Consider the following 18,327-nt stretch of genomic DNA (forward strand, 5'->3'; position numbering starts at 1 on the left):
ACTCTCCCTGTAGGGCTCGATAACCAGGCAGAGCCTCGCAATCCATTCAATTGATTTTATAGCGACGAAGTAACCCACGCAGACCAAAACTGACCCATGGCCACAGCAATGCGCTGACCAGTGCCGGCAGCACCAACGCCAGAGTCGGCTGGCGGTTACCGGTCAATGCGCTGAGCCACAGTTGCACCAACTGCGCCAGCCCGAAGATCACCAGGATCACCAGGCACTGCTGCCACATCGGGAACATGCGCAACCGTTGTTGTAATGACAGCACCAGGAAGGTAATCAGGGTCAAGATCAGCGCGTTCTGGCCCAGCAAGGTGCCATAGAGCACATCTTCCGCCAAGCCCAGGCACATCGCTGTGACCATCCCGACTTTGTGCGGCAAGGTCAACGACCAGAAAGCCAGCAGCAAAGCCAGCCATAAAGGACGCAGGATTTCCATGAATTGCGGAAGTGGCGAAACGCTGAGCAGCAAGCCTATGGCGAACGTCAGCCAGACTATCCAGCCATTATGCGAAGAATGAGTACCCGCCATTATTCCTCCCTCTGCCGCGTGGCTGCCGGGGTGACAGCAGCACGCGGTCTAGCCGCGGGGCTAGCGGCGGTTGGCGCCGACGCCGATGGTTTGGCTGCAGCTGGTTTAGCTGGGCGCGTGCTGTGAACCGCGGGCTTGACTGGCGTCGCCACGGGCGCTGCCGGGGCTGGTGTAGGCGCCGGCGGCCCCACGAACGCTGGTTTTGGCACCGTGGCAGGAATAGTCGGCGTGGCGCCGTTTTGTTTGTCTTCCGCTTCCTGCGCCTGGGCGGCGTCGTTGGCGCGCTCTTCCGGCGTGCGGTTGTCGCTGAACACCAGCAACAGGTAACGGCTGCGGTTCAAGGCGGCAGTCGGTACGGCACGCACAATGGCAAAGGGCTGGCCGGAATCGTGGATCACTTCCTTGACCGTCGCCACCGGGTAACCCGCCGGGAAGCGCTGGCCCAAGCCGGAGCTGACCAGCAGGTCGCCTTCCTTGATGTCGGCAGTGTCCGCCACATGACGCAACTCCAGACGCTCCGGATTACCGGTGCCGCTGGCAATGGCGCGCAAGCCGTTGCGGTTCACCTGCACGGGGATGCTGTGAGTCGTGTCCGTCAACAACAATACACGCGAGGTGTAGGGCATCAACTCGACAACTTGGCCCATCAGGCCACGGGCATCAAGCACCGGCTGACCGAGGACCACACCGTCGCGCTCACCTTTGTTGATGATGATGCGGTGGGTAAATGGGTTAGGGTCCATGCCGATCAACTCGGCCACTTCGACCTTTTCGTTGACCAGTGCGGAGGAATTGAGCAACTCACGCAGCCGAACGTTCTGCTCGGTGAGGGCCGCCAGCTTTTGCATGCGCCCCTGCAACAGCAGGTTTTCAGTCTTGAGTTTTTCGTTCTCGGCGACCAGTTCAGTGCGGCTGCCGAATTGGCTGGCCACGCCCTGGTAGAGACGTTGCGGCAGGTCGGTGATCCAGTAAGTCTGCATCAACACCAGCGACATCTGGCTACGCACAGGCTTGAGCAGTGCAAAGCGGGCATCGACCACCATTAGCGCGACCGAAAGCACGACCAGCACCAATAAGCGCACGCCCAATGAGGGGCCTTTGGCGAAAAGCGGTTTAATAAGCCGCTCCTCCCAGGCAAATGTTCTCTTTATTCATACGGCATCAAACCGGCCTGGATGCAGATTGAAGAAGATAAACGCCAACAGGCAGCACTGCAAAGTGCTGCCTGCGGGCGAAGCATGAACCACTCAAGCGATCTTATTCGCTGGAGAGCAGGTCCATGGTGTGTTTATCCATCATTTCCAGTGCGCGGCCACCGCCGCGGGCGACGCAGGTCAGCGGGTCTTCGGCGACGATCACCGGCAGGCCGGTTTCTTGGGCCAGCAGCTTGTCGAGGTCGCGCAGCAAAGCGCCACCGCCGGTCAGCACCAGGCCACGCTCGGCGATATCGGAAGCCAGTTCCGGAGGCGATTGCTCCAGGGCACTCTTCACGGCCTGAACGATGGTGGCCAGGGACTCTTGCAGAGCTTCCAGCACTTCATTGGAATTCAGGGTGAAGGCACGTGGAACACCTTCGGCCAGATTGCGACCGCGAACATCAACTTCGCGAACTTCGCCGCCCGGGTAAGCGGTGCCGATTTCCTGCTTGATGCGTTCGGCGGTGGATTCGCCGATCAGGCTGCCGTAGTTACGACGCACATAAGTGATGATCGCTTCGTCGAAGCGGTCGCCACCTACGCGCACGGATTCGGCATACACCACACCGTTCAGGGAAATCAGGGCGATTTCAGTGGTACCACCACCGATATCCACCACCATCGAACCGCGCGCTTCCTCAACCGGCAGACCGGCACCGATCGCAGCAGCCATTGGCTCTTCGATCAGGAACACTTCACGGGCACCAGCGCCAAGGGCCGATTCACGGATGGCACGACGCTCAACCTGGGTGGATTTGCACGGAACACAGATCAGCACACGAGGACTGGGCTGCAGGAAACTGTTTTCGTGAACCTTGTTGATGAAGTACTGCAGCATCTTCTCGCAGACACTGAAGTCGGCGATCACGCCGTCTTTCATCGGACGAATGGCAGCGATATTGCCTGGTGTTCGGCCGAGCATGCGCTTGGCCTCGGTGCCAACGGCAACGACACTTTTCTGATTACCATGGGTCCGAATGGCCACAACCGATGGCTCATTCAGAACGATACCGCGCTCGCGCACGTAAATAAGGGTGTTGGCAGTGCCCAGGTCAATGGAAAGATCGCTGGAAAACATGCCACGCAGTTTCTTGAACATGGGGAAAGGACCCTAGGCAACGCGTGGGTAAAAAAGTGCGGCAAACTCTAACAACGACAGGGATTTTGGGCAAGGCGCCAATGTGCTAAATTGGCCGACTTTCTGTGCACCAACCCCCACAATCGCGGCCATATGACCGTAGAAATGCGGTAGTGTTCCGACAATCTAACACACGGACGCCCTCCGTTCTGTTTTCCACTGGAGAATCCCATGGCGCTTGAACGCTCCGACGTGGAAAAAATCGCTCATCTGGCCTCGCTTGGCCTGAATGAAGCCGATCTTCCACAGACCACCGCAGCCCTGAACAGCATTCTCGGGCTGGTTGACCAAATGCAAGCCGTGAATACCGACGGTATCGAGCCGCTGGCTCACCCCCTGGAAGCCAGCCAGCGTCTGCGCGCAGACGTTGTGACCGAGCGTAATAATCGCGAGGCTTACCAGTCCATCGCGCCAGCGGTCGAAAACGGCCTGTACCTGGTTCCGAAAGTCATCGACTAAAGGGAAAGAGCCTGCAATGCATCACATGACTCTGGCCGAGATCGCCCGCGGTCTCGCCGACAAAAAGTTTTCTTCCGAAGAGCTGACCCAGAACCTGCTCGCGCGCATCGCCGAGCACGATCCCAAGGTCAACAGCTTCATCAGCCTCACCAAAGAACTGGCCCTGAGCCAGGCCAAGGCCGCCGATGTACGTCGCGCCAACGGTGAGAATGGCGCATTGCTGGGCGCACCGATCGCCCACAAAGACCTGTTCTGCACCCAGGGCATTCGCACCAGCTGCGGCTCGAAGATGCTCGACAACTTTAAAGCGCCCTACGACGCCACCGTGGTATCCAAGCTGGCTGCCGCCGGGGCCGTGACCTTGGGCAAGACCAACATGGACGAGTTCGCCATGGGTTCGGCCAACGAGTCGAGCTACTACGGCGCAGTGAAAAACCCGTGGAACCTGGAACACGTACCCGGCGGTTCGTCGGGGGGCTCGGCCGCCGCCGTTGCCGCGCGCTTCCTGCCGGCTGCTACTGCAACCGACACTGGCGGCTCCATCCGCCAGCCCGCTGCCTTCACCAACCTCACCGGCCTGAAGCCGACCTACGGTCGTGTTTCGCGCTGGGGCATGATCGCCTATGCGTCCAGCCTGGATCAGGGCGGCCCTCTGGCGCGCACCGCTGAAGACTGCGCAATATTGTTACAAGGTATGGCCGGGTTCGATAAACAGGACTCCACCAGCATTGATGAGCCTGTGCCGGACTACAGCGCTAGCCTGAATACGTCGATCAAAGGCCTGCGCATCGGCGTGCCAACAGAGTATTTCAGCGCCGGTCTCGACCCGCGTATCGCCGAATTGGTGCACAACTGCGTCAAAGAGCTGGAAAAGCTCGGCGCCGTGATCAAGGAAATCAGCCTGCCGAACAACCAGCACGCGATTCCTGCGTACTACGTAATCGCACCGGCAGAAGCCTCTTCCAACCTGTCGCGCTTTGATGGCGTGCGCTTCGGTTATCGCTGCGAAAACCCGAAAGACCTCACCGACCTGTACAAACGCTCCCGAGGCGAGGGTTTCGGTGCCGAAGTACAACGCCGGATCATGGTCGGTGCCTACGCCCTCTCGGCCGGCTACTACGACGCGTACTACCTCAAGGCGCAAAAAATCCGTCGCCTGATCAAAAACGACTTCATGGCTGCGTTTGAAGAAGTCGATGTGATCCTCGGCCCAACCACGCCGAACCCGGCCTGGAAGATCGGCGCCAAGACCGGCGATCCGATCGCCGAGTACCTGGAAGACCTGTACACCATCACCGCCAACCTCGCGGGCTTACCGGGCTTGTCCATGCCAGCCGGTTTCGTCGATGGCCTGCCGGTCGGCGTGCAATTGCTCGCCCCGTATTTCCAGGAAGGCCGCTTGCTCAATGTGGCGCACCAGTACCAGTTGAACACTGACTGGCACACTCGCACCCCTACCGGCTTCTGAGGAGAACACTATGCAATGGGAAGTCGTGATCGGGCTGGAGATTCATACCCAGCTCGCCACCCAATCGAAGATTTTCTCCGGTAGCGCCACCACGTTCGGCGCAGAGCCCAACACCCAGGCCAGCCTGGTAGACCTGGGCATGCCCGGCGTACTGCCGGTGCTGAACCAGGAGGCGGTGCGCATGGCGGTGATGTTCGGCCTGGCGATTGACGCCGAGATCGGCCAGCACAACGTGTTCGCGCGCAAGAACTACTTCTACCCGGACCTGCCCAAGGGCTACCAAATCAGCCAGATGGAATTGCCGATCGTTGGCAAAGGCTACCTGGACATCCCACTGGAAGACGGCACCATCAAGCGTGTTGGCGTCACCCGCGCGCACTTGGAAGAAGATGCCGGCAAGAGCCTGCACGAAGAGTTCCCGGGCGCCACCGGTATCGACCTGAACCGTGCTGGCACGCCGTTGCTGGAGATCGTCTCCGAGCCGGATATGCGCAGCGCCAAGGAAGCCGTGGCCTACGTCAAGACGATCCACGCACTGGTGCGTTACCTCGGCATCTGCGACGGCAACATGGCCGAAGGTTCGCTGCGTTGCGACTGCAACGTGTCGATCCGTCCAAAGGGCCAGGTCGAATTCGGCACTCGCTGCGAAATCAAGAACGTCAACTCGTTCCGCTTCATCGAGAAGGCGATAAACAGCGAAGTGCGACGCCAGATCGAGCTGATCGAAGACGGCGGCAAGGTGATCCAGCAAACCCGCCTGTACGACCCGAACAAGGACGAAACCCGCGCCATGCGCAGCAAAGAGGAAGCCAACGACTACCGTTACTTCCCCGACCCGGATCTGTTGCCGGTGGTGCTTGAGGACTCGTTCCTCAATGACATCCGCGCCACCCTGCCGGAGTTGCCGCAGCAAAAACGCGAGCGCTTCCAAGCGCAGTTCGGCCTGTCGATCTACGATGCCAGCGTGTTGGCGTCCAGCCGCGAACAAGCCAACTACTTTGAAAAAGTCGTGAGCATTGCCGGCGACGCCAAATTGGCGGCGAACTGGGTGATGGTTGAGCTGGGTAGCCTGTTGAACAAACAGGGCCTGGAAATCGACGAAGCGCCGGTGACCGCCGAGCAGCTGGGCGGCATGCTGCTGCGCATCAAGGACAACACCATCTCCGGCAAAATCGCCAAGACAGTGTTTGAAGCAATGGCCAGCGGTGAAGGCAATGCCGATGACATCATCGAGAAGCGCGGCCTCAAGCAAGTCACCGACAGCGGCGCCATTTCGGCCGTACTCGATGAGATGCTGGCGGCCAATGCCGAACAGGTCGAGCAATACCGTGCGGCAGACGAAGCCAAGCGCGGCAAGATGTTTGGCTTCTTTGTCGGCCAGGCAATGAAAGCCTCCAAAGGCAAGGCCAACCCGCAACAGGTGAACGAACTGCTGAAAAGCAAGCTCGAAGGCTGATAGCGGTGAGATGGTCCGGGTGGGCTTTCATGCACCACTCGGCCCCCCTTGTGGGAGCCAGCTCCCACATTTAATTGGGGATTTCCTGAAAATGAAGCGTCTACTCGGCCTCCTGGCCCTGTTCTCCCTGTTGGCTGGTTGCGCCAGCGGCCTCATCGACCCCAACGGCTACGACGAAACCGGCACCGCCTCCTATTACGGCGCCAAGCACCATGGCAAGCGAACCGCCAGCGGTGAACCTTTCAACCAGAACGCTTTGACGGCCGCCCATCGGCGCCTGCCCTTCGGCACCCAAGTCAAGGTGACTAACCTCGACAACAACAGATCCGTGGTGCTACGCATCAATGACCGCGGCCCGCATACCCGTGGGCGCCTGATCGACGTTTCACGCAAAGCTGGCGAACAACTCGATATGCTGGGCAGCGGCACTGCACGGGTTCGCGTGCAAGCCATGAGCAACTAATCTAAGGGAGCTTTGGCCATTTCCGCATTAACCGCCCTCTCGCCTTTCAGCCTGCTCGAATTGGTCAGCGGCTTGCTGCTGCTGATCATCGGCGCCGAAATCCTCGTGCGCGCCGCCGTGCGTCTGGCGGCCAGCCTCAAGGTGCGGCCACTGATCATCGGCTTGAGCATCGTTGCCTTCGGCAGCAGTGCGCCGCAGATGACCGTCAGCCTACAGGCCACCTTGGCCGGCAATACCGATATCGCCGTGGGCAGCGTGATTGGCAGCAGCATTTTCAACATCCTCGTGACCTTGGGCCTGTCCGCGCTGATCATTCCACTGCGGGTGTCGCGGCAATTGGTGCGCCTGGATATCCCGGTGATGATCTTCGCCGCCCTGCTGGTGTTTACCCTGTCAGCCAATGAACACCTGACGCCCGCTGACGGCCTGCTGCTGCTCGCAGCGCTGGTGGTCTACCTCGGCGTCTTGCACTACCAGACCCGCCATTCCCGCCGCCCGCGCACACTGGACACCGTGGCCAGGGCGCCCTGGCTGAGCAGCGTGCTGCTGATGCTGGGCGGGCTGTTGATTCTGGTGCTAGCCGGGCATTTGCTGTTGGCCGCAGCGGTGGATGTAGCGAGCGATTTGGGATTGTCGGAGCGTATCGTCGGTTTGACGCTGATCGGCGTCGGCACTTCGCTGCCGTGCCTGGCCACCTCGCTGATTGCCGCCCTGCGCGGCGAACGCGAAATTGCCGTGGGTAATGTAATCGGCAGCAGCCTGTTCAACCTGCTCGGGGTACTGGGGTTTACCGCCCTGGTGGCGCCCTCGCCACTGTCGGTGTCGCCGAACGCCTTGGACTTCGACCTGCCGGTGATGCTCGGCGTCATTGTGTTGTGCCTGCCGGTGTTTTACACCGGCTACCGGGTCACCCGTGCCGAAGGCCTGGTGTTTCTGGGCTTGTACCTCGCGTATGGGCTGCATGTGGTGTCGTTCACTTTCGGCATGCCGCTGGCCACCAAGCTTGAGCAATTGATGCTGTATTACGTACTGCCAGCGCTGGTGGCGTTCCTGTTGTTCACCTCGCTGCAAGCCTGGCGCCGCCAACACAAGAGGGAATCGCAATGAACGATCAGAAAAAGCCCGGGGTTGAAATGCGTCGTCAGGTCATGGGGGATGTGTTTGTCGATCGGGCGCTGGGCAATGCCACCGAGTTCAGCCAGCCGCTGCAGGACTTCGTCAATGAGCATGCCTGGGGCAGCGTGTGGAACCGTGAAGGTTTGCCGCTGAAAACCCGCAGCCTGATCACCCTCGCCGCCTTGACCGCCCTCAAGTGCCCGCAGGAACTCAAGGGCCACGTACGCGGCGCGCTGAACAACGGCTGCACCGTGGAAGAGATTCGCGAGGCGCTACTGCATTGCGCGGTGTACGCCGGTGTACCAGCAGCGATTGATGCGTTCCGTGCGGCTCAGGAAGTGATCGACAGTTACCAGAAAGACGTTTAAATCCAGCCGCCTGCCTGCAACAGAAAGATCCCGATATTCGTGGTCACCGCCGCCATCAAGGTGGTGATCACGATAATCGCGGCCGCCAGCTCATGATTGCCCTCCGCCGCCCGCGCCATCACAAAACTGGCGGCCGCCGTGGGTGCGCCGAAGTACAGGAACAGAATCCCCAACTCCGGCCCACGAAACCCCAGCAGCCACGCACCCAGGGTGGCGAGCACTGGCAGCCAGATCATCTTCATGAGGCTGGCACTCAGGGCCATGTCCCCGCTTTTGCGCAGTGCCGCCAACGACAACGTGCCGCCGATACAGATCAACGCCAATGGCAAGGTCATGTCCGCCAGGTACTGCCCGCAGGATTCCAGCCAGCCGGGCAGGCCAATCTGGAAATACGCGAAGGGCGCCGCCACGATCACGCTGATGATCAACGGGTTGGCCGCCACACTTTTGAAGATGCTCCACGGGTCGGACTTGATCACCGGGCTGTACACCGCCAGCACGATGGTCGAGAGCGTGTTGTAGAACAGGATCACCAGCGCGGCGAGGATCGCGCCGAGGGAGATGCCGTAGTCGCCGTACATGCTGGCCGCCAGCGCCAGTCCGATCACGCCGTTGTTGCCGCGAAACGCGCCCTGGGTGTAGATACCGCGGTCTTCACGCGGGCAACGATAGAGCGCCCAACCCCAGGCCAGGGCAAAGCTGAGCAGCGTTGCGACGGCAAAATAGATCAGCAACGCCGGCTTGAGCGCCGAGTGCAGGTCGGCATGCAGAATGCCCAGAAACAGCAGCGCCGGCATGGTGACGTTAAACACCAGGGACGAAGCGGTGTGGATAAAGTTGTCGTTGATCCAGTTGATGCGCTTGAGCAGCACACCCAGGAACAGCATGGCAAACACCGGCGCGGTGATGGTGAGGGTGGTGAGGAAGATAGCCAGCATGCCGGGGAGAACCTTGGTGGGTGTCGTCAGGTGGCTAATGATAAGCCATGCGGCCCCATGGCGTCTGGTAGGCCGCCTTCGGGAGCCCCCCTCCCACTTTTTGATTTGTGAACACAGTCAAATGTGGAAGCGGGCTTGCTCGCGAATACGGGCGACTCAGTCTCAGGTGATAGGCGCCGGGTTGAACAGCGTGATGTCGTTATGCAGCTTATGCCGCTGCGCCCATGTCTGCTTCTTGCCGCTGGCCACATCCAGGTAGAAGTGGAACAACTCCCAGCCCAACTCCTCAATGCTCGCGCGCCCGGTGGCGATGCGTCCTGCATCGATATCGATCAGGTCCGGCCAGCGCTGCGCCAATTCCGTACGCGTCGAGACCTTCACTACCGGCGCCATCGCCAGCCCATACGGCGTGCCACGCCCAGTGGTGAACACATGCAGGTTCATCCCGGCCGCCAGTTGCAACGTACCGCAGACAAAGTCACTGGCCGGCGTCGCACAAAAGATCAGGCCTTTGCGCTTGAAACGCTCGCCCGGGCCGAGCACGCCATTGATCGCGCTGCTGCCGGATTTGACGATGGAGCCCAAGGACTTCTCGACAATGTTCGACAAGCCGCCCTTCTTGTTACCCGGTGTGGTGTTGGCACTCCGGTCTGCCTCGCCTTTGGCCAGGTAACGGTCGTACCAATCCATCTCGCTTACAAGCGCTTGGGCAACTTCTTTGCTCTCGGCGCGAGAAGTCAGCAGGTAGATCGCATCACGCACTTCGGTCACTTCGGAAAACATCACCGTTGCCCCGGCCCGCAACAACAGGTCCGAGGCATACCCCAGCGCCGGGTTGGCGGTGATACCGGAAAACGCATCACTGCCGCCGCATTGCATGCCCAGGATCAGCTCCGACGCCGGCACCGTTTCACGTCGGCGTTGGTCGAGTTTCCTCAGGCGGGTTTCGGCCAATTCCATAATCTGTTCGATCATTTCGGTAAAGCCATGGCTGGAGTCCTGCAACCGATACAGCCACGGCTCGCTCAGGTCGACGGAGCTGTCGTTGTCATGCATCACCTGCCCGGCCTGCAACTTCTCGCATCCCAGGCTGATCACCAGGGCTTCACCGCCCAGGTTCGGGTTACGCGCAAGATTACGCACGGTGCGGATCGGGATGTAGGCGTCGGTAGCGGTAATCGCCACGCCACAGCCGTAGCTGTGGGTCAGTGCCACCACGTCATCGACGTTCGGGTACTTGGGCAGCAGTTCTTCCTTGATGCGTTTCACCGCATGGTCCAGCACGCCCGTGACGCACTGCACCGTGGTGGTGATGCCGAGAATGTTGCGAGTGCCGACGGTGCCGTCGGCATTGCGATAACCCTCGAAGGTAAAACCTTCCAACGGCGCCTGTGCCTCGGGCACCTCGGTGGACAGCGGCAAGCGGTCCAGCGGCGGCGCGGTGGGCATGCGCAGTTGATCTTCCTGGACCCAACTGCCGCGAGGAATCGGGCGCAAGGCATAACCGATGGTCTGCCCATAGCGAATGATCCGGCCACCTTCGGGGATGTCTTCCAGGGTCACCTTGTGGCTTTGGGGAATGAAATCCACCGTCACCAGGCCGTCAGGAAACTCGGTCCCCGCCGGTACGCCCTGGTCGTTGACCACAATCACCACGTTATCCAGCGCGTGCAAACGGATGGAGCGTGGCGAATCGGCATGTTCAATCAACTGCATGACGCGAGCCCCCTCAGGAATGCGCTTGGGAAAGTTTAGTCAGTTCAGGACCGTTGGCCGGTGGCTCTTTAAGCACCACACGCTTGATCGGGCCGACAATCACCAGGTAACTGAACACCGCTAGCAAGGCATTCGCACCAACGAACACCAGCGCCCATTTGAAGGAACCGGTGGTGCTGATGATGTAGCCAATCACGATCGGTGTGCTGATGGACGCCAAGTTGCCGAACATATTGAACAGACCGCCGCTCAAGCCAGCGATTTGTTTCGGCGAGGTGTCGGACACCACCGCCCAACCCAGCGCGCCAACGCCTTTACCGAAGAAGGCCAGGGCCATGAAGCCCACCACCATCCATTCGATGTCCACGTAGTTGCACGCGACGATGCTGCTGGAAATCAGCAAGCCGCCAATTATCGGCGCTTTGCGGGCGAAGGTCAGCGAATGGCCTTTGCGCAACAGGTAGTCGGAAATAACCCCGCCCAACACGCCACCGATAAAGCCGCAGATCGCCGGCAAGGACGCAATAAAGCCTGCCTTAAGGATGGTCATGCCGCGTTCTTGAACCAGATACACCGGGAACCAGGTCAGGAAGAAATAGGTGATGCCGTTGATGCAGTACTGGCCCAGGTAAACCCCGAGCATCATGCGGTTGGTCAGCAACTGACGGATGTAATCCCATTTCGGGCCGTCGGTTTTCTTGCCTTTGCCCTTGTCCTGGTCCATGTCGACCATCGCGCCGTTGGCAGCGATGTGCTGGAACTCGGCCTCGTTGATCATCGGGTGCTGGCGCGGGCTGTGGATAACTTTCAGCCAGATCAGCGAGAACACAATACCGATGCCGCCCATCACCACAAATACGTGCTGCCATCCGAAGGTGTAGACGATCCAGCCCATCAGCGGCGCAAACAAAACCGTGGCGAAGTACTGTGCCGAGTTGAAGATCGCCGAGGCAGTGCCGCGTTCAGCCGTAGGAAACCACGCCGCCACAATGCGGGCATTTCCGGGAAAGGATGGCGCTTCAGCCAAGCCCACCAGGAATCGCAACATGAACAGCGCAACGATGGCGGTGGAGACGCCGAACTCACCGACATAGCCTTGCAGCACGGTGAACAGCGACCAAGTGAAGATGCTCAGGGCATAAACTCTTTTCGAGCCGAACCGATCCAGCAGCCAACCACCGGGGATTTGCCCGGCCACATAGGCCCAACCGAATGCGGAAAAGATGTAACCGAGGGTGACCGCGCTGATACCGAGGTCTTTTTGCAGGCTGGAGCCGGCAATGGCGATGGTAGCCCGGTCGGCGTAGTTGATCGTGGTCACCAGAAACAGCATAAGCAGGATCAAATAGCGGACGTGAGTCGGCTTGGTCGCTTGCATGAAGATGTACTCCCACTAATTATTTTTTTTGCGGGTAATCAATTTGTAAGCCTGTGGCGGGCACCGACCCACCACAGTGCTGGCGTTACGAACCGATGTAGCTGGTTTTCACCACGGTGTAGAACTCTTGCGCGTAGCGCCCCTGCTCGCGCGAACCATAGGACGAGCCCTTACGGCCACCGAACGGCACGTGGTAGTCCACACCGGCGGTCGGCAGGTTGACCATCACCATCCCGGCTTGGGAGTGGCGCTTGAAGTGGTTGGCGTACTTCAGCGAGGTGGTGGCAATGCCCGCCGACAGGCCGAACTCGGTGTCGTTGGCCATGGCCAGCGCCGCCTCGTAATCCGCCACGCGCACCACGTTGGCCACCGGGCCGAAGATTTCTTCACGGCTGATACGCATGGCGGCTTCGCTGTCGGCAAACAGCGTTGGCGCCAGGTAGTAGCCTTCGGTGTCGCAGGTGACCAAGCCGCCACCGCTGACCAACCGCGCACCTTCGCCTCGGCCGATGTCGATGTACTTCAAGTCCTGGTCCAACTGGGCCTGGGAAACCACCGGGCCGATGTCGGTGCCGCTTTTCAGCGCGTGACCGACTTTGATCGACTTCATACGCTCGGCCATCGCCGCGACGAACTGGTCGTGAATACCGGCCGTGACGATCAAGCGGCTGGACGCAGTGCAACGCTGGCCAGTGGAGTAGAACGCGCTCTGTACCGACAGCTCGACAGCCTGCTTGAGGTCGGCGTCGTCGAGGATGATCTGCGGGTTCTTACCCCCCATTTCCAACTGCACTTTGGCCTGGCGCGCCACACAGCTGACGGCGATCTGACGTCCCACGCCGACCGAACCGGTAAAGCTGATGCCGTCGACGTTCGGGCTGTTGACCAGCACGTCGCCGACCACACGACCGCTGCCCATCACCAGGTTGAACACACCGACAGGGAAGCCGGCGCGGGAGATGATTTCGGCCAGGGCCCAGGCGCAACCTGGGACTAATTCGGCCGGTTTGATCACCACGCAGTTGCCGTAGGCCAGGGCCGGGGCGATTTTCCAGGCGGGGATTGCGATCGGGAAATTCCACGGGGTGATCAAGCCGACAACACCCAGGGCTTCGCGGGTGACTTCAACGTTGACGCCCGGGCGCACCGACGGCACGTAGTCACCGGACAGGCGCAGGCATTCACCAGCGAAGAACTTGAAGATGTTACCGGCGCGGGTCACTTCGCCGATGGCTTCGGGCAGGGTCTTGCCCTCTTCGCGCGCCAACAGCGTGCCGAGCTCTTCGCGGCGGGCGAGGATTTCGCTGCCCACTTTATCCAAGGCATCGTGACGAGCCTGGATGCCGGACGTCGACCAAGACGGGAACGCGGCGCGGGCTGCATCGATGGCGGCGTTGACTTGGGCTACGTCAGCCTTGGCGTATTCGCCAATGAGATCGGACAACTCCGAAGGGTTGATGTTGTTGCAGTAGTCGGTACCGGCCACCCACTCGCCGTTGATGTAGTTCTCAAAACGTTTGGCTTGGGACACACATATTCTCCTGACGCAAAAGGCCGCTGATCGCTCAGCGGCCTTGTTGATAAGTTACTGCGGACCTTGCTTGTCGATCAGCGCGGCCAGGACTTCGTATTCTTCCGGCAGCAGGTCGGTCAGCGGCGTGCGCACCGGGCCTGCGTCATAGCCGGCGATTTTTGCACCAGCCTTGACGATGCTCACGGCATACCCGGCTTTACGGTTGCGGATATCGAGATAAGGCAGGAAGAAGTTGTCGATGATCTTGCCGACGGTAGCGTGATCGTCCTTGGCAATCGCGTGGTAGAAGTCCATCGCGGTTTTCGGAATGAAGTTGAACACCGCCGAGGAGTACACCGGCACGCCCAGGGCCTTGTAGGCAGCGGCGTAAACCTCTGCAGTCGGCAGGCCACCGAGGTAGCTGAAACGGTCGCCCAGACGACGGCGGATCGAAACCATCAACTCGATGTCACCCAGGCCGTCTTTATAACCGATCAGGTTCGGGCAGCGCTCAGCCAGGCGTTCCAACAAGGGCGCGGTCAGACGGCAGACGTTGCGGTTGTAAACCACCACGCCGATCTTCACTGACTTGCACACCGCTTCCACATGAGCAGCGACCCCGTCCTGGCTGGCTTCGGTCAGGTAATGCGGGAGCAGCAACAAGCCCTTGGCGCCCAGGCGCTCGGCTTCCTGGGCGTACTCGATAGCCTGTCGCGTCGAACCACCGACACCGGCGAGAATCGGAACGCTGGTGGCGCAGGTATCAACAGCGGTCTTGACCACTTGGGAATATTCGCTGGCGGCCAGGGAGAAAAACTCACCGGTGCCGCCGGCGGCGAACAAGGCCGTGGCGCCGTAAGGGGCCAGCCATTCCAGGCGCTTGATGTAGCCGGCTTGGTGGAAGTCACCCTGCGCATTGAAATCGGTCACGGGGAAAGACAGCAGACCGTGGGAGAGGATGGACTTCAGTTCTTGTGGATTCATTATTCGAACACCCTGGGCGAAGATTGTCTGTCAAAAGGTTGTTGTTGGTTTTGGTGATGTCGTACGTCATCGTACAACTATAAAAAGATTCGTCAACTGCAATTCATCGAGCTTCACCTGCGGCCGAGCGTTTAGATGTGGCTTCTTGACGTAGGAAATTTTTCCGATATGCTCGACACAGCTGTATATACATACAGCAATCAAGGAAGATTCCTACGACATAGCAAGGAGCTAACATGTCAGGTCTTGAACTAGCAGCACCCGAAAAAAACCCACCGACCCTGCGCTTCGAAGGCGGCGAACACACCGCTATCGGCGATGAAACCCTGCTGCGTTTCGTCAAGGACGCTCCGGCGATTCCAGCCCACCAAGTCGAGCTGCACCTGCCCAACGGGCTGGCACTGAACTACGGCCAGGTGATCGCCCTGGGCGGCGACTTCTATGGCATTCCCGGCCAACCCATCAGCGATGGCGCCTCCCCCGCCGAGCGTGTGCAACGCTTTAGGGCTGCATTCAACTCGTTGGCCGTGCTGCCTGCCTCGCGGGAAGAGGCTGGAAAAATCCTCGCGGTGATGCAAAAGGAGATCAACGCGGTCAAGCAGGCGATCAAGGATGGCAAACAACCCCATGAAGCCTATGACGCGCTGGGTGATACGTTGTCCGAGGAATGGAACCGCATCACCGGCGGTGGCAGTGCGGTGTCGGCCTTGATTCCGCTGGGGCGTTACCTGAAATTGGCAGCTGACAACGCTGACCACTTTGGCGAGTGGGCGCTGTCAGCCTATCTGGCTGGCCATACGGCGGCGCTGCAGCAGGCCGTGGTGGCGCATCAAACCGGCACCGACCTGGCACTGGAATTGGCCTACGCCATGAACAGCTTTGCTGATCACTTTCTGACCGACCTATTTTCCGCCGGCCACCTGCGCGTGCCGCGTAAACAATTGGCGGCCGTGGTGACGCCTGGGGAGTTGGGCTCGCTGATCAGCCGCTTCATGCACGATGAAGACAGCAAATTTGGGCTCAAGGTGCGCAACGCCAAGGGTGATCAATGGCATGCCTATGGGGATAAACGCTACTTCGATGCTATCGACGCGGACAATCGGGCGATGGTCAAACGTGCGGTGCAGGCGTCGGCGGATGAGATCTTCGAGACCTTTATCAGCGGCGTCACGCCCTCCCCGGCCAACTTCAAGGCGCCGCTGTATGTGCCGGATTTGAACGCGGCGCAGAACCCGGCGAATAACTTCTCGCCGCTGTTCAAGATGGAGGGAGAAAAGGTGCTGCGCCGCAAGGACGTGAATGACCTGAACGACAAGCACTGGACCAATGATTGGTGGGGGTGGAGTACGTACCTGCTGCTCAAGGACTACAAGCCCAACCAACCGGCCAGCTAAGTAAACACGCCACCCCAGACACTGGAGACCAAAATTCGGTAGCGGGCTTGCTCGCAAAAGCGGACTGACACACCGCATTCGCGAGCAAGCCCCCCCGGTACAACTCGGTCGTCTGCCGTCTAAACGCGCTGCGCTTGTGCCTCTTCATGGGCATGGCGCAGCCGTTCGCGGCTGTTAGTCAGATGCAAGCGCATGGCCGCGCGCGCCGCGTCCGAATCCTGGCGGGCAATCGCCTCATAAATCTCTTCATGTTCGCGGCTCAGGCGGCCCATGTAGTGCTGCTGGTCATCGTGGGCCAGGCGTGCCGAATTCAAGCGAGTACGCGGAATAATGCTGGTGCCCAGATGGGTCATGATGTCGGTGAAGTAGCGGTTGCCGGTGGACAGCGCAATTTCCAAGTGGAACGCGAAGTCTGACGCGACAGCATCGCCGGCGTGGGCTGCGCTTTCATTCAAGGCGTCGAGGGCCGCACGCATGGCTGCTAGTTGCTCGTCGCTGCGACGTAGCGCGGCGAGGCCGGCGGATTCCACTTCCAAGCTGATACGCAGCTCCAGAATCGCCAGCACATCACGTAGCGTCACCACCGTGGCCGGATCAATCCGGAAGCCGCTGGGGCTTGGCGTGTCCAATACAAAGGTGCCGATACCGTGGCGGGTTTCCACTTGCCCCGCCGCCTGCAAACGCGAGATGGCTTCACGCACCACGGTGCGGCTGACCCCATGGGCTTCCATGATTGCGGATTCAGTAGGCAACTTATCACCACGTTTGAGTTGGCCGTCGCGAATCTGTTCGGACAACACCGTGACCAATTCCTGGGCAAGGCTGCGGCGCTTGCGGGGAAGACGAGGGGCGGTGTTGGCATTTTCCATGATGAATCCATCTTTCTCGGCGAACTTGAGCCCGCATCATAGCCCATGGTGGTTGTACGATCACCGTCCGGTCGCGACTTTCATCCACATCCTTCGCGCAAAAAAATGCCCCGACAGATGTCGAGGCATTTTTCAGGCTCACCCGAGGGTAAAAGCCGCTTACTTCACCACTTTCAGGCTCGGCCGGCCACTTGGGCGCGGAGGCTCTGAATCCGGTGGTGGCAGGTCATCGCCGCCTTCGTTTTCGATCACTTCGTCGTCCTCGAAAGGCGACTCCAGATCGAACACCATGCCCTGGCCATTTTCCCGGGCATAGATCCCGAGGATGGCACCAATAGGCACGAACAGTGTATGCGGCACGCCGCCAAAACGCCCTTCGAAGCTGACAGCTTCATTGTCCATGTGCAAGTGACGCACGGCGCTGGGTGATACGTTCAACACAATCTGCCCATCACTGGCAAAGCCCTGCGGTACGTCAACCTTGGGGAATTCAGAGTTGACCAGCATGTGCGGGGTGCAATCGTTGTCCACAATCCACTCATAGAGCGCGCGGACCAAGTAGGGTCGACTGGAGTTCATCAGCGGCTCCTTAAGCCTTAGCGCATATCGCGTTCGACACCAGACAGACTCGTCTGGAAAGCCTCACGCGCAAACTGGCGCTCCATGTAATCAAGCAGCGGCTTGGCCGGCCGCGGCAATTCAATGCCCAGGATCGGCAAGCGCCAAAGTATGGGTAATAGGCAGCAATCCACCAAGCTTTGTTCCTCGCTGAGGAAAAAAGGTTTGTCGGCGAACAGCGGCGAAACACCGGTCAGGCTCTCACGCAATTCCTTGCGTGCCTGCACCCGAACGGCTTCTTTTGTGCGTGAATCCAGAATCGAATCCACCAGCCCGCACCAGTCACGCTGGATCCGATGGATCAGCAGGCGGCTGTTGGCACGCGCCACCGGATACACCGGCAGCAAAGGTGGATGCGGGTAACGCTCATCCAGGTATTCCATCACCACGGTTGACTCCCACAACGCCAGGTCACGATCGACCAGGGTGGGCAAGCTGCCGTAAGGGTTCACTTCGATCAGCTTCGGCGGATGACGTCCCACCTCCACACTGATGATCTCGGCGCTGACACCCTTCTCTGCGAGCACGATGCGTACTCGGTGGGAATAGTGGTCGGCGGGGTCGGAGTAACAGGCCAACCGGTTGGTCACGCCCATGGCGGTCCTCCTCGCTTGTTGAAATTATCGAAAGCTCAAAAACGAGCGCGCCCAGAGAGCATCTCTGTAGTGCCTGATTCAACCAGACCGCTACGTGTAGAGGTGCCGCTGGGCGCGCA

At 59.9% G+C, this 18,327-nt stretch carries 18 protein-coding genes; 7 read left to right on the plus strand and 11 right to left on the minus strand.

The genetic code is table 11. The features are described 5' to 3' along the window. Positions 1-46 precede the first annotated feature (46 nt). The 3 genes from mreD to mreB all read right to left on the minus strand — a co-directional run bounded on the left by mreD (position 47) and on the right by mreB (position 2,833). Entirely contained in the window at positions 47-538 is a 492-nt protein-coding gene (gene mreD / locus FW764_RS15045) for a rod shape-determining protein MreD (RefSeq protein WP_083360143.1), read from the minus strand. Then, the gene (mreC, locus tag FW764_RS15050; RefSeq protein WP_446434744.1) at positions 538-1,608 is read right to left on the minus strand and encodes a rod shape-determining protein MreC; all 1,071 of its coding nucleotides are present in this window, start codon (positions 1,606-1,608) and stop codon (positions 538-540) included. Before mreC ends, mreD begins: the two co-directional genes overlap by 1 nt. 187 nt (positions 1,609-1,795) lie before the next feature. Then, on the minus strand, positions 1,796-2,833 hold the full coding sequence (gene mreB / locus FW764_RS15055; RefSeq protein ID WP_002555108.1) for a rod shape-determining protein MreB: 1,038 nt from the start codon (positions 2,831-2,833) through the stop codon (positions 1,796-1,798). A 210-nt stretch (positions 2,834-3,043) separates the two neighbouring features. Between mreB and gatC the strand changes: the two genes are divergently transcribed. The 6 genes from gatC (at position 3,044) to FW764_RS15085 (ending at position 8,202) form a co-directional block, all read left to right on the plus strand. Next, complete coding sequence (gene gatC / locus FW764_RS15060) at positions 3,044-3,331, plus strand: Asp-tRNA(Asn)/Glu-tRNA(Gln) amidotransferase subunit GatC (RefSeq protein ID WP_003171764.1); 288 nt, start codon at positions 3,044-3,046, stop codon at positions 3,329-3,331. A gap of 16 nt (positions 3,332-3,347) precedes the next feature. Beyond that, a complete protein-coding gene (gatA, locus tag FW764_RS15065) occupies positions 3,348-4,799 on the plus strand; it encodes an Asp-tRNA(Asn)/Glu-tRNA(Gln) amidotransferase subunit GatA (protein WP_446434588.1) in 1,452 nt (483 codons plus the stop codon). A 10-nt stretch (positions 4,800-4,809) separates the two neighbouring features. After that, a complete protein-coding gene (gene gatB, locus FW764_RS15070; RefSeq protein WP_446434589.1) occupies positions 4,810-6,255 on the plus strand; it encodes an Asp-tRNA(Asn)/Glu-tRNA(Gln) amidotransferase subunit GatB in 1,446 nt (481 codons plus the stop codon). 91 nt (positions 6,256-6,346) lie between these two features. Next, positions 6,347-6,718, plus strand: a complete 372-nt coding sequence (locus tag FW764_RS15075; RefSeq protein ID WP_407021772.1) for a septal ring lytic transglycosylase RlpA family protein — start codon at positions 6,347-6,349, stop codon at positions 6,716-6,718. Between the two features lie 60 nt (positions 6,719-6,778). Further along, positions 6,779-7,825, plus strand: a complete 1,047-nt coding sequence (locus FW764_RS15080; protein ID WP_446434745.1) for a calcium/sodium antiporter — start codon at positions 6,779-6,781, stop codon at positions 7,823-7,825. Further along, positions 7,822-8,202 carry a carboxymuconolactone decarboxylase family protein gene (locus tag FW764_RS15085; protein ID WP_446434590.1) on the plus strand — a complete coding sequence of 127 codons (381 nt, stop codon included), beginning with the start codon at positions 7,822-7,824 and terminating at the stop codon, positions 8,200-8,202. Before FW764_RS15080 ends, FW764_RS15085 begins: the two co-directional genes overlap by 4 nt. Here the strand turns inward: FW764_RS15085 and FW764_RS15090 are convergent. The 5 genes from FW764_RS15090 to kdgD form a co-directional block, all read right to left on the minus strand. Next, a complete protein-coding gene (locus tag FW764_RS15090; RefSeq protein WP_446434591.1) occupies positions 8,199-9,140 on the minus strand; it encodes an AEC family transporter in 942 nt (313 codons plus the stop codon). The genes FW764_RS15085 and FW764_RS15090 overlap by 4 nt on opposite strands. A gap of 162 nt (positions 9,141-9,302) precedes the next feature. Continuing rightward, positions 9,303-10,856, minus strand: a complete 1,554-nt coding sequence (gene garD, locus FW764_RS15095) for a galactarate dehydratase (RefSeq protein WP_446434592.1) — start codon at positions 10,854-10,856, stop codon at positions 9,303-9,305. A gap of 13 nt (positions 10,857-10,869) precedes the next feature. Continuing rightward, complete coding sequence (locus tag FW764_RS15100) at positions 10,870-12,234, minus strand: MFS transporter (RefSeq protein ID WP_446434593.1); 1,365 nt, start codon at positions 12,232-12,234, stop codon at positions 10,870-10,872. Between the two features lie 85 nt (positions 12,235-12,319). Beyond that, positions 12,320-13,765, minus strand: coding sequence for an aldehyde dehydrogenase family protein (locus tag FW764_RS15105; RefSeq protein WP_446434594.1), 1,446 nt, complete (start codon positions 13,763-13,765; stop codon positions 12,320-12,322). 54 nt (positions 13,766-13,819) lie between these two features. Next, positions 13,820-14,731 (minus strand): 5-dehydro-4-deoxyglucarate dehydratase, encoded by a 912-nt coding sequence (gene kdgD, locus FW764_RS15110; protein ID WP_446434595.1) that lies wholly within the window; start codon positions 14,729-14,731, stop codon positions 13,820-13,822. Between the two features lie 236 nt (positions 14,732-14,967). Between kdgD and FW764_RS15115 the strand changes: the two genes are divergently transcribed. Beyond that, positions 14,968-16,125, plus strand: coding sequence for a phospholipase (locus FW764_RS15115; protein ID WP_446434596.1), 1,158 nt, complete (start codon positions 14,968-14,970; stop codon positions 16,123-16,125). Positions 16,126-16,244: 119 nt separating this feature from the next. Here FW764_RS15115 and FW764_RS15120 read toward each other — a convergent pair whose 3' ends face one another. The 3 genes from FW764_RS15120 to FW764_RS15130 form a co-directional block, all read right to left on the minus strand. Beyond that, positions 16,245-16,994: a FadR/GntR family transcriptional regulator gene (locus FW764_RS15120; protein WP_446434597.1), complete on the minus strand. Its 750-nt coding sequence runs from the start codon at positions 16,992-16,994 to the stop codon at positions 16,245-16,247. Between the two features lie 159 nt (positions 16,995-17,153). Next, positions 17,154-17,573 carry a ClpXP protease specificity-enhancing factor gene (locus tag FW764_RS15125; RefSeq protein WP_446434598.1) on the minus strand — a complete coding sequence of 140 codons (420 nt, stop codon included), beginning with the start codon at positions 17,571-17,573 and terminating at the stop codon, positions 17,154-17,156. 17 nt (positions 17,574-17,590) lie between these two features. Further along, entirely contained in the window at positions 17,591-18,208 is a 618-nt protein-coding gene (locus tag FW764_RS15130) for a glutathione S-transferase N-terminal domain-containing protein (RefSeq protein WP_446434599.1), read from the minus strand. Between the last annotated feature and the right edge of the window lie 119 nt (positions 18,209-18,327).

This window comes from Pseudomonas sp. 1152_12 (assembly GCF_052850675.1).